The 11,551-nt window shown below is 45.9% G+C and carries 10 protein-coding genes; all 10 read left to right on the forward strand.

The window, feature by feature from the left end; translation table 11 throughout:
* Positions 1 to 12: 12 nt before the first annotated feature.
* On the forward strand, positions 13 to 2,256 hold the full coding sequence (locus ACHUFN_RS08795; RefSeq protein ID WP_394221971.1) for a chemotaxis protein CheA: 2,244 nt from the start codon (positions 13 to 15) through the stop codon (positions 2,254 to 2,256).
* Between the two features lie 28 nt (positions 2,257 to 2,284).
* Positions 2,285 to 3,415: a protein-glutamate methylesterase/protein-glutamine glutaminase gene (locus ACHUFN_RS08800; protein ID WP_394221972.1), complete on the forward strand. Its 1,131-nt coding sequence runs from the start codon at positions 2,285 to 2,287 to the stop codon at positions 3,413 to 3,415.
* Between the two features lie 28 nt (positions 3,416 to 3,443).
* The gene (locus ACHUFN_RS08805) at positions 3,444 to 4,208 is read left to right on the forward strand and encodes a ParA family protein (protein WP_394221973.1); all 765 of its coding nucleotides are present in this window, start codon (positions 3,444 to 3,446) and stop codon (positions 4,206 to 4,208) included.
* 7 nt (positions 4,209 to 4,215) lie between these two features.
* Positions 4,216 to 5,016, forward strand: coding sequence for a chemotaxis protein CheW (locus tag ACHUFN_RS08810; protein ID WP_394221974.1), 801 nt, complete (start codon positions 4,216 to 4,218; stop codon positions 5,014 to 5,016).
* Positions 5,017 to 5,033: 17 nt separating this feature from the next.
* A complete protein-coding gene (locus ACHUFN_RS08815; RefSeq protein ID WP_394221975.1) occupies positions 5,034 to 5,525 on the forward strand; it encodes a chemotaxis protein CheW in 492 nt (163 codons plus the stop codon).
* A gap of 59 nt (positions 5,526 to 5,584) precedes the next feature.
* On the forward strand, positions 5,585 to 6,019 hold the full coding sequence (locus tag ACHUFN_RS08820; protein WP_394221976.1) for a DUF2802 domain-containing protein: 435 nt from the start codon (positions 5,585 to 5,587) through the stop codon (positions 6,017 to 6,019).
* Between the two features lie 113 nt (positions 6,020 to 6,132).
* Entirely contained in the window at positions 6,133 to 7,071 is a 939-nt protein-coding gene (gene metA / locus ACHUFN_RS08825; RefSeq protein ID WP_394221977.1) for a homoserine O-acetyltransferase MetA, read from the forward strand.
* Between the two features lie 3 nt (positions 7,072 to 7,074).
* A complete protein-coding gene (locus ACHUFN_RS08830) occupies positions 7,075 to 8,142 on the forward strand; it encodes a homocysteine S-methyltransferase family protein (RefSeq protein WP_394221978.1) in 1,068 nt (355 codons plus the stop codon).
* 9 nt (positions 8,143 to 8,151) lie between these two features.
* On the forward strand, positions 8,152 to 10,776 hold the full coding sequence (gene metH, locus ACHUFN_RS08835; RefSeq protein WP_394221979.1) for a methionine synthase: 2,625 nt from the start codon (positions 8,152 to 8,154) through the stop codon (positions 10,774 to 10,776).
* Positions 10,777 to 10,792: 16 nt separating this feature from the next.
* Entirely contained in the window at positions 10,793 to 11,392 is a 600-nt protein-coding gene (locus ACHUFN_RS08840; RefSeq protein WP_394221980.1) for a DUF938 domain-containing protein, read from the forward strand.
* Positions 11,393 to 11,551 lie beyond the last annotated feature (159 nt).

The raw sequence follows: 11,551 nt of genomic DNA on the forward strand, positions 1-11,551 counted from the left end.
GGGAGCGGGCGCATGTCGTTTGATGTTGACGAGGATATATTACAGGACTTTCTAGTTGAGGCTGGAGAGATACTTGAACAATTACAAGAACAGCTCGTTGATCTTGAGAACAATCCTGAAGATGCGGATTTGCTCAACGCAATTTTCCGCGGCTATCACACAGTAAAAGGTGGAGCAGGTTTTCTTTCACTCACTGAGCTAGTTGAAATCTGTCATGGTGCAGAAAACGTCTTTGATGTTATGAGAAATGGTCAAAGAACACTCACACCTGAATTGATGGACACCATTTTGCGAGCCACTGATGTGGTGGTGGAAATGTTTGAAAAGGTAAAAGCGCGAGAGCCGCTAGAGCCTGCAGATGCACATCTAGTCGACTTGCTACACAAACTAAGTCGCCCAGAATCTCCAGATGAAAACATTTTTGGCGAGCAAAGCGCAGCGGCTGCAGAGCCTGAGCCTGTTGCTGACGAGCCTGAATTAGTTGTTGAAGAACCTACTGCACAGGCAGCTAGCGCAAGCGATAGCAGCGGTGGTATTGACGAGATTACAGAAGACGAGTTTGAAGCGCTACTTGATGAGCTTCACGGTTCAAGAGCGCCGGGTCAATCAACCGCGGCCAAAACCGAGCCTGCAAAAGTCTCAGCGCCAGCCCCTAGTAATGATAGCGACGATATCACAGACGAAGAATTTGAAGCTTTACTCGATGATCTGCACGGTAAAGGCAAGTTTGGTGGTGAAGAGCAAAGTGTTGTTGAATCTGCGCCAGCCCCTTCTTCTGCAGCGCCAAGCGCCGCTGGTGATGAAGAGATCACCGATGACGAATTCGAAGCATTGCTAGATCAGCTACATGGTTCTGGACAAGGTCCTACCAAACAAGACGCTGTTTCCAAGGCACCTGAACCACCTGTAGATAAGGTGGCAACCGAAGCAGTTCAAAAAGCTAAGCAAGCGGCTCCAGCTGCGCCAAAAGCATCTGCCGCACCTAGTGCTTCTTCAGCCAAAGCAAGCGCACCTGCAAGCACAAAAGCATCGAGTGCAGCCCCTAAAAAAGAAGAGAAGAAAGCGGCTCCCGCTGCTCCTCCTGCAGAAACAACAGTACGTGTAGATACCAAACGCCTAGACCAAATTATGAATATGGTGGGTGAGTTGGTACTGGTTCGAAACAGACTGATTAGTTTGGGCATAAACAGCAACGACGAAAGCATGTCTAAAGCCATCGCTAATCTTGACGTGGTGACAGGAGACCTTCAAGGTGCGGTAATGAAAACCCGCATGCAGCCTATTAAAAAGGTGTTTGGTCGTTTCCCTCGCGTTGTACGTGACCTTGCAAGAAGCTTGAAGAAAGAAATCACCCTTGAGCTGGTGGGTGAAGAAACCGATTTAGATAAAAACCTGGTTGAAGCACTGGCCGACCCGCTTGTGCATTTGGTGAGAAACTCAGTCGACCACGGTATTGAAATGCCAGATGACCGCGCTGCGGCTGGTAAACCTCGTATGGGTACAGTGCAGTTATCAGCGTCTCAAGAAGGTGATCATATCCTTCTTACTATTGAAGACGATGGTAAAGGGATGGACCCTGAAAAACTTAAAGAGATCGCCATTAGCCGTGGCGTGTTAGATGCAGATGCGGCAGCACGTATGTCTGACGTAGAAGCGTTTAACTTAATCTTTGCTCCAGGCTTCTCTACCAAAACCGAAATTAGTGATATTTCTGGTCGTGGTGTAGGCATGGACGTGGTTAAAACTAAAATTAACCAACTCAATGGTACTGTGAATATTGATTCTCAGTTAGGCAAAGGCACGCGACTGGATATTAAAGTTCCGTTGACGTTAGCTATTCTTCCTACCTTAATGATTGTTGTAGGAAAACAAACCTTTGCGTTACCATTAGGCGCAGTGAACGAAATAATAAACATGGACATCAAGAAAACCAACACGGTTGATGGCCAGCTAACAATGATAGTTCGTTCAAAAGCAATTCCGCTGTTCTTCCTTGGTGAATGGTTAATTCGAGGCCCCAAAAATATCGACAGAGAAAAGGGGCACGTTGTTGTTGTACAAATTGGTACCCAACAGGTTGGATTCGTTGTAGACGCGCTAATAGGCCAAGAAGAAGTGGTTATAAAGCCGCTTGATGCATTGTTGCAGGGCACGCCTGGTATGGCTGGCGCAACGATCACGTCAGACGGTGGTATTGCACTAATTTTAGATATTCCGAGCCTGCTAAAACGGTACGCGCGTAAACCCATCAAGTAAGGCGATGAATTAATAGGAATAATAATCCATGGTCTTTAAAGTCCTTGTCGTGGACGACTCGACCTTTTATCGTCGTCGAGTAAGAGAAATACTCGATGGCGATAGGGAACTTGAAGTTGTTGGGGAAGCGAAAAACGGGCGTGATGCACTCGAAAAAGCAGAAGCGCTCAAACCGGATGTTATAACGATGGATGTTGAAATGCCCGTCATGGACGGTATTTCAGCAGTTAAGGCCATAATGGAAAAACGGCCAACGCCTATTCTTATGTTTTCCTCGCTAACGCATCATGGTGCTCAAGCTACCTTAGATGCACTTGAAGCAGGCGCGCTCGACTTTCTGCCAAAGAAATTCGAAGACATTGCTCAAGATAGAAAAGATGCATCGCGACTTTTGTGTACGAAAGTTCGATTGATTGCACGAAGAGGTATCGGTCTTAAACGCCCGTCGTTTCGCTCTGTTGAAACGAGGAAGCTTCCAGACAATGCGCCCAAACAAGCGTTTTTTAAAACGTCGGGTTTGTTGTCAGGTCATAAAGATGCCGCAATACAACCGACTGTCTCATCAGTGCGAGCAACGGGAAAACAATACAAGTGTTTAGCAATCGGGGCTTCAACAGGTGGACCTGTAGCACTTCAGAAAGTGCTCTCTCCACTGCCGGCAACGTTTCCGCATCCCATATTGCTTGTACAACACATGCCCGGCACTTTTACTTCGGCATTCGCACAGCGTTTAAATACAAATTGTAAGATTAGCGTTAAGGAAGCAGAGCATGGTGATATTCTAAAACCTGGTCACGCTTACCTTGCACCCGGTGGCAAACAAATGCTGCTTGAAACCGTCGGTACGAATAAACGCATTGCGATTGTAGACGCAAGTGAAAACGACAAAGTTAGTTATAAACCAAGCGTTGACCTTACTTTCAGCTCTGTAGCGAAAGCATACGGAGGGGATGTGCTTGGCGTTATATTAACAGGGATGGGAGCTGATGGCAGAGAAGGTTGTCGCATGCTCAAAGATAAGGGCGCGACCATCTGGGCTCAGGATCAGGATTCTTGCGTAGTATATGGCATGCCTCAGGCTGTAGCTGCCGCAAATATATCCAGTAAAAATATTAATATCGATGATATAAGCAGTTGCATTCAAACCGAAATGCGATAGCGGTTTACACCGTAATGGAATAGCAGATATGAAAGTGTGGACAGTTGCGAATCAAAAAGGTGGAGTGGGGAAGACAACCACTACGGTAAGCCTTGGTGGGCTGCTTGCACAGAAAGGCAACCGGGTACTGATGATTGATACAGATCCTCACGCTTCGTTGAGCTATTATTTCGGAATTGACGCTGAGGCATCAAGTCACTCAGTTTACGACATTTTTATTAAGTCAAACGACATTACTGCCGATAACGTAATGGACTGTTTGTGCCCAACAAAGTTGGACAACTTGTATGTGCTTCCTGCAACTATGGCGCTCGCAACGTTAGACAGAACGATGGGAAGCGAGCAGGGCATGGGCTTAGTACTTAAAAAAGCCTTGGCCAAAATAGCCGATGAATTTGACGTTGCTATTATAGATTGCCCGCCAGTGTTGGGCGTGCTTATGGTTAACGCTTTGGCTGCATGTGACAAGGTAATTGTACCTACGCAGACGGAATACTTGGCACTTAAAGGTTTAGATAGAATGATTCGTACCATGGAGATAATGGGGCGTTCATTGGATAAAACATTTGATACAGTCATCATTCCAACAATGTTTGACAAGCGTACGAATGCTGCGTTGGCGTCGAGAAAACGTTTAATGAATGACTATGGCGAACGCGTGTGGGATGGAGTAGTTCCAGTCGATACACATTTCAGAGATGCCAGTTTGGTACAGCTGCCCATATCTGCGGCGTACCCCAAAACACGTGGCGTGTCTGCGTATGAAAAACTTTTAGCTGTGTTGGAGCACTAATAAAATAATGAGCAAGCAATCGCCATTTGCCCGTGAAGAAGTGATGGAGGCATATCTTGACAGCCTTCTCAAAGAGCCAGAAACACCGGAAGATGTTACTGCACGCACGGCAAAATTGCTTGAAAAGGCCTCTCAGCAAATGGCTGAGTCGGCGCTTGCAGCCACTGCTAAAGACACAGAGTCGCTACCCAATGAGCAAGACGCGATAGCACAAAAGGTTACCTCGTTAATTGAAACTCGAAAAGTAGAAGAGATTGACGATGAGCAACAGGCAAGTGAAGCGCCAATAGCCGAAGAGCAAAAAGCAGAGTTAAGTTGCTCTGAAAAAACAAAAGTTCCACTAAAGGATACGCTAGGTTTTCGTTTTCAAGCGTTATTCTTTGAAGTTGCTGGGTTAACCCTTGCGGTACCATTAACATCGCTAGGTGGAATCCACCAAATTGAGAAGGTAGGTCCATTATTTGGAAAACCTGATTGGTTTATGGGTGTAATGTTGTACAGAGAGTCTAAACTCAATGTTGTCGACTCTGCAAAATGGGTAATGCCAGAAAAATATGATGAAAACCTCGCACAATCGCTTAACTACCGATATCTTATAATGTTAGGAGAGAGTGCCTGGGGTCTAGCAAGCGAGAAACTTGTTAATACGGTCAATTTGACTACCGATGATGTTAAATGGCGCGAGTCCACAGGTAAACGCCCCTGGTTAGCAGGGATGGTTAAAGAAAAAATGTGCGCGTTAATTGACGTTGAAGAATTAATATCTATGCTTAACAAAGGCTTAGGCAGTAACGACCAGACGCCATAGTATTGGGAGCCAGGTTCATGAGCGAAAAAAGTTCAAATAGCAACACAACCGACAGCAACGACGAAGTCCTTCAATGGGTAACGTACCGCTTAGGTGAAGAAACGTATGGTATTAACGTAATGCAAGTGCAGGAAGTATTACGATATACCGAAATAGCCCCAGTACCTGGTGCACCTGATTACGTGCTAGGTATTATAAATTTGCGTGGTAACGTGGTTACGGTCATTGATACCCGCGCCCGCTTTGGTTTACCGCCAACAGAAATTACCGATAATACGCGTATTGTTATTATTGAATCTGACGAACAAGTCGTTGGAATCTTGGTAGACAGTGTTGCAGAAGTGGTTTACTTGAAATCTTCAGAGATTGATAGCGCACCGAACGTCGGCACAGAAGAAAGCGCCAAGTTTATACAAGGTGTGAGTAACCGCGATGGCGAACTACTTATTCTTGTAGACCTTAATAAGTTGTTAAGCGATGAAGAGTGGGATGAGCTTAGCAATATCTAAATAAGTAAAAAGGCAGTGTCTTAATAGACGCTGCCTTCTTTTGCCCAAGGGTTACGTCCATGGATTGGCAGCTTGCTGCACCTACCTTATTTGAACTTATCCTGTGTGTTCTTATCGTTGTACTTACTGCCGCTATGGTCGTAATGTATTCGCATATACGAAAACTTCGCCATGCACTTAAAGACAGCGAAGACAAAAATACCGAAGCATTAATGCGCGTAGAAGCGTTAGCGAAAAATGCTAATAACCAGCAGACAGAGGCGCAGGCCAGAACGTTGGTTATTACTCGTCACCTTCAAGAATTAGACGAAAAGCAGACTGAAGTTGAGAACCAGCTTCGCGAGCTTAAAATGCAAGACCCATCACTGCGACTTTACCAACGAGCGGCCGATCTGGTTAAACAAGGGGCCAGTATCGATGAAATTATTGAAGCCTGTGACATCCCTCGAGCAGAAGCTGAAATGCTGGTGATGGTGCACAAGCAAAACAGCTAGCTTCACTAAAGCAGCTATTTAAAAAAACGTTTAGACGTCTAGACGTAAAGATGTTGACATATTGCCAGTTATAGACACAATACAGATATTGTCATTTATCACTGGAGCCCGCTATGCCAATTCGTATTCCTGAGCAATTACCTGCACAGAATGTACTGTTAGGTGAAAACATTTTCACTATGGACATGGACAGGGCAGCCAATCAAGATATTCGTCCTCTCGAAGTTGGTATTCTTAATTTAATGCCCAACAAAATCGAGACAGAAGTTCAGCTGCTGCGCTTGCTGTCGAATACGCCACTGCAAATTAATGTAGACCTTATTCGCATTGATAACCAGGCGCCTAAAAATACGCCGCAATCGCATATGGACGCTTTTTATCATGACTTCTCTGCGGTGGCGAATAAGAAATACGACGGCCTTATTGTGACCGGTGCTCCCCTTGCCCTTATCGACTATGAAAAAGTGAAATACTGGGACACCATGACTACCATACTTGAGTGGGCGCAGCGTCACGTTAACTCCACCCTGTATTTATGCTGGGCTGCGCATGCTGCCATGTATCATTTTTACGGTATAACGCGCGAACTGAGAGAGGAAAAGTTCTCCGGTGTCTTCAAGCATAAAGTGAACGACCCTCACAATGAGTTGCTTCGAGGTTTCGACCCAACCTTTTACGCGCCCCATTCTCGTTATGGCCACATTGACACTTCACTTTATAACAGTGTTGAAGGGTTAAGTGTTGTGGCAGAATCTGATGATGTTGGTGCATATATAGTTGCATCTGACGATAAACGTATGGTTTTTGTAACTGGCCATCCAGAATACGATCCAGATACACTGAAGGAAGAATATTTTAGAGACGTTGCCGCCGGACAATCACCGGCAATACCAACGCATTATTTTGAAGACAATGATCCAGCCAACTCTCCAATTGTACAGTGGCGCTCACACGGCAGCCTATTGTTTACGAACTGGCTGAATTACTATGTCTATCAAACTACACCTTATGATTTAAGTCAGCTTGCTGAAAAGTCACAGCCAAAGAGGTAGCACGTGAGCCAAAGAAACCCTTCTAACGCGCAGGCAACGCTTACAGAAGCCGCTAAACAACGCATACTAATACTTGATGGCGCAATGGGTACCATGATCCAGCGTCACAAACTCGAAGAAGAAGACTACCGCGGTACACAGTTCGCCGACTGGCACTGTGATGTTAAAGGTAATAATGACTTACTGGTGCTCACTCAGCCCGATATTATCTATCAAATTCATTGTGACTACTTTGAAGCGGGCGCGGATATCGTTGAAACCAATACCTTCAATGCCACAACCATCGCTATGGCCGATTACGACATGCAGGCCCAGTCTCGCGATATCAACCTTGCTGCAGCAAAGTTGGCACGAAAAGCTGCCGATGCATTCACAGCAAAAACGCCTGATAAACCTCGCTTTGTTGCTGGCGTACTGGGTCCAACAAACCGTACGGCATCTATATCACCTGATGTTAACGACCCAGGAAAGCGCAATGTAACCTTTGATGAACTCGTTGAAGCGTATAGCGAGTCGACTGAGGCGCTGATAGAAGGTGGTGCTGATCTGATCATGCTAGAGACTATTTTTGATACGTTAAATGCCAAGGCGGCGGCATACGCTGTTGAATCTGTATTTGAAAAGCTTGGTAAATCATTGCCTGTAATGGTATCAGGTACCATAACCGACGCTTCAGGACGCACCCTATCAGGACAAACGGCAGAAGCCTTTTACTATTCAATGCGCCATATTAACCCTTTTTCTTTCGGTTTGAACTGTGCACTGGGCCCTGATTTACTGCGTCAGTACGTTGACGAAGTTGCCACAATTAGCGAATGTTTTATCTCTGCGCACCCAAACGCGGGCTTGCCTAATGAGTTTGGTGAATACGATATGCAAGGTCCTGAGATGGCCGAACACATCAAAGAGTGGGCACAGTCAGGGCTGGTGAATATTGTGGGCGGTTGTTGCGGAAGCACACCTGAGCATATTCGTGATATTGCCGATGCGGTTGAGGGTATAGCGCCGCGCAACGTACCGCAATTTGAACCTAAAATGCGTTTGTCAGGCCTAGAGCCGTTTGTACACTAGGAGGGCATAATGAGCGCAGAATTTTCCACATTTATTAACATCGGTGAGCGAACCAACGTAACTGGCTCCGCTCGCTTTAAACGCCTTATTCTTGATGGTGATTACGAGGCCGCCCTTGATGTCGCGCGACAGCAAGTCGAAAACGGCGCACAAATCATCGATATCAACATGGATGAGGCCATGCTTGATTCCAAGCAAGCCATGATCACCTTTTTGAACCTAATAGCCTCTGAGCCTGATATCAGTCGCGTGCCCATTATGATTGATTCATCTAAATGGGACGTTATCGAAGCCGGGCTTAAGTGTGTACAGGGCAAAGCAATTGTTAATTCAATTAGCTTAAAAGAAGGGGAAGAACTATTTTTAAATCAAGCTAAGTTAATAAAGCGCTATGGTGCTGCAACGGTGGTTATGGCGTTTGACGAAACCGGTCAGGCCGACACGCAGGCACGCAAAGTAGAGATTTGTCAGCGCAGCTACAAGCTGCTAACCGAAGAAATAGGCTTTCCACCTGAAGACATTATTTTCGATCCGAACATTTTCGCAGTAGCCACAGGTATCGAAGAGCACGATAACTATGCGGTTGATTTCATTGAAGCTACCCGTGAAATACGCAAAACCTGTCCGTATTCCCATATTTCGGGCGGTCTTTCTAACATATCTTTCTCATTCAGGGGGAATAACCCAGTTCGTGAGGCCATGCACTCGGTATTTTTATATCACGCCATTCGTGCGGGCATGGACATGGCCATTGTTAACGCAGGCCAGCTAGAGGTGTATGACGAAATTCCCACTGAGCTTCGCGATGCAGTTGAAGATGTTATTTTAAATCGCAGAAGTGATGCCACCGAGCGCTTGCTAGACATAGCGCCTAATTATCAGGGTGACGGTAAAGCGGCAGCAAAAGAAGATTTAAGCTGGCGGGAGCAAGAGGTGAACAAGCGCTTGGAGCACGCCCTTGTCAAAGGCATCACCGACTACATCATTGAAGACACCGAAGAAGCTCGACAGCAGGCTGAGCGTCCGCTACACGTTATTGAAGGGCCATTGATGGATGGCATGAATGTGGTGGGTGATTTGTTTGGTGAAGGGAAAATGTTCCTTCCACAGGTGGTGAAGTCGGCTCGCGTAATGAAAAAAGCGGTAGCGCATTTGCAGCCGTATATCGAGGCCGAAAAGTCAGACGATGCTAAGAGTAACGGAAAAATTCTATTAGCCACAGTAAAAGGCGACGTTCACGATATTGGTAAAAACATTGTGGGTGTGGTGCTTCAATGTAATAACTTCGAAGTGATTGATTTAGGCGTAATGGTGCCAGCGGCAACCATTTTACAAACGGCTAAAGACGAAAACGTGGACATGATAGGTTTGTCAGGTCTCATTACGCCTTCGCTTGATGAAATGGTGCACGTGGCTAAGGAGATGGAGCGTCAGGGCTTTGATATTCCACTACTTATTGGCGGTGCAACCACGTCAAAAGCGCATACCGCAGTAAAAATAGAACAAAATTATCACGCGCCTGTGGCTTACGTTCCCAATGCAAGTCGAGCTGTGGGAGTTTGTCAGCGCTTATTAAATAAATCATCGCGAGATATTTACGCCCAAGAACTTGCCAAAGAATACGATACTGTGCGCGAACAGCACGCTCGTAAAAAGCCGCGCAGTAAGCCAGTAACGTTAGTTCAGGCCAGAGAAAACGCCTTTAAGCCAGATTTTACGACCTTGCCTGTAAAGCCTGTAAGCTTAGGTGTTACGCCGGTTACTGCTGACTTAGCGACACTACGTAACTATATTGATTGGACACCGTTCTTCTTAACCTGGTCATTGGCAGGAAAATACCCGCGCATTTTGCAAGACGAAGTAGTGGGCGAGCAGGCACAGTCGCTTTTTGACGATGCCAACGCCATGCTGGATAAAATTATTGAAGACAACACGCTCAAGGCGAAGGGCGTAATCGGTTTGTTTCCTGCAAACCGCGTAAATGATGATGTTGAAATTTACAGCGATGAGACAAGAAGCCAAATTCAAGGCGTTGCCCATCATCTGCGTCAGCAAACCTTGAAAGATAAGTTCGCTAACTATTGTTTAGCTGACTTCGTGGCCGAAAAGGCTAGCGGCATAAACGATTATGTAGGCGCTTTTGCGGTAACAGGCGGCATTGGTGAAGATGAGCTGGCCGATAGCTACAGCAATGCGGGTGATGATTACAATGGCATTATGGTTAAAGCCGTGGCAGATAGATTAGCTGAAGCATTCGCTGAATACCTTCATGAGCAAGTACGTAAGCATTATTGGGGATATGCCGCTGACGAATCACTAAGCAATGAAGAGCTTATTCGCGAAAAGTATCAGGGCATTCGACCCGCCCCAGGCTACGCGGCATGCCCTGAACACACGGAAAAGCAGCTTATTTGGGATTTGCTATCGGCAGAGCAGCACACGGGCATGAAGTTGACGGAAAGTTACGCCATGTGGCCGGGCGCATCGGTGTCAGGGTGGTACTTTGCGCATCCAGAAGCTAAGTATTTCGCGGTTGCTAAAATTCAGGCAGACCAAGTTGAAGACTATGCCGAGCGCAAAGGCTGGACGTTAGAAGAAGCAGAAAAATGGCTAGGCCCCAACTTGAGCGATTAAGGCTTGCTGGAAGCAAATGAATCATATACCAAACGATAAGCCATTTAGTCAGGCCTGCGAGAACAACAAGCGTGTAATATTGCGCGTGTTAGAGCAGGCTTTTGCTAATTGTCGCCAAGTATTAGAAATAGGCAGTGGTACTGGCCAACACGCTGTGTTTTTGGCCGAACACCTGCCTCACCTTATTTGGCATACTAGCGATCAGCCTCATTATCACCAAGGTATCAGTGCGTGGATTGATGAGGCAAACGTAGGAAATCTAAAACATCCCATACCTTTTACTATTGGGCATGATGCTTTTCCTCATATTGATGTAGACGGTGTGTTTACAGCTAACACAGCGCATATTATGCAAAGAGAAGAGGTGAAGTTGCTGATGGAATTAGTGGCATCGCACTTACCCCAAGGGGGAATGTTTTGCCAGTATGGCCCTTTTACACACAGCGGAAAATTTACATCTGAAAGTAACCAAGCCTTTCATTTATCGCTTCTAGAGCGTGGTTACGGTGGCTATCGCGATATTAATGAGCTCACCGAATGGGCGCCTGGGTTAAGATTAATAAAAACTATAGACATGCCAGCTAATAACCACATGCTTGTTTGGCAAAAGGCGTAGACCATGAGGAAGCGCTGTAAGTCTTCGCAAAATTTTTCGGCTAAAGGCTAAGCGTTAATTTCTATCAAAGAAAACGTATCTGCCAATTCCTTTTCTGCGTGTATGATGATGTTGCGCATCAATTCAAACTTTCGTCGAATTGACAAACTAAGGTTGTAA

Origin of the sequence: Alteromonas gracilis (genome assembly GCF_043642145.1) — a bacterium.
Lineage (GTDB): Bacteria > Pseudomonadota > Gammaproteobacteria > Enterobacterales > Alteromonadaceae > Alteromonas > Alteromonas gracilis_B.

Bases quoted from the DNA above. Each gene is read 5' to 3' on its own strand.
- ACHUFN_RS08840 (WP_394221980.1), top strand. From the start codon at position 10,793: ATGAATCATATACCAAACGATAAGCCATTTAGTCAGGCCTGCGAGAAC.
- ACHUFN_RS08810 (WP_394221974.1), top strand. From the start codon at position 4,216: ATGAGCAAGCAATCGCCATTTGCCCGTGAAGAAGTGATGGAGGCATAT.
- ACHUFN_RS08800 (WP_394221972.1), top strand. From the start codon at position 2,285: ATGGTCTTTAAAGTCCTTGTCGTGGACGACTCGACCTTTTATCGTCGT.
- metA (WP_394221977.1), top strand. From the start codon at position 6,133: ATGCCAATTCGTATTCCTGAGCAATTACCTGCACAGAATGTACTGTTA.
- metH (WP_394221979.1), top strand. From the start codon at position 8,152: ATGAGCGCAGAATTTTCCACATTTATTAACATCGGTGAGCGAACCAAC.
- ACHUFN_RS08815 (WP_394221975.1), top strand. From the start codon at position 5,034: ATGAGCGAAAAAAGTTCAAATAGCAACACAACCGACAGCAACGACGAA.
- ACHUFN_RS08805 (WP_394221973.1), top strand. From the start codon at position 3,444: ATGAAAGTGTGGACAGTTGCGAATCAAAAAGGTGGAGTGGGGAAGACA.
- ACHUFN_RS08795 (WP_394221971.1), top strand. From the start codon at position 13: ATGTCGTTTGATGTTGACGAGGATATATTACAGGACTTTCTAGTTGAG.
- ACHUFN_RS08820 (WP_394221976.1), top strand. From the start codon at position 5,585: ATGGATTGGCAGCTTGCTGCACCTACCTTATTTGAACTTATCCTGTGT.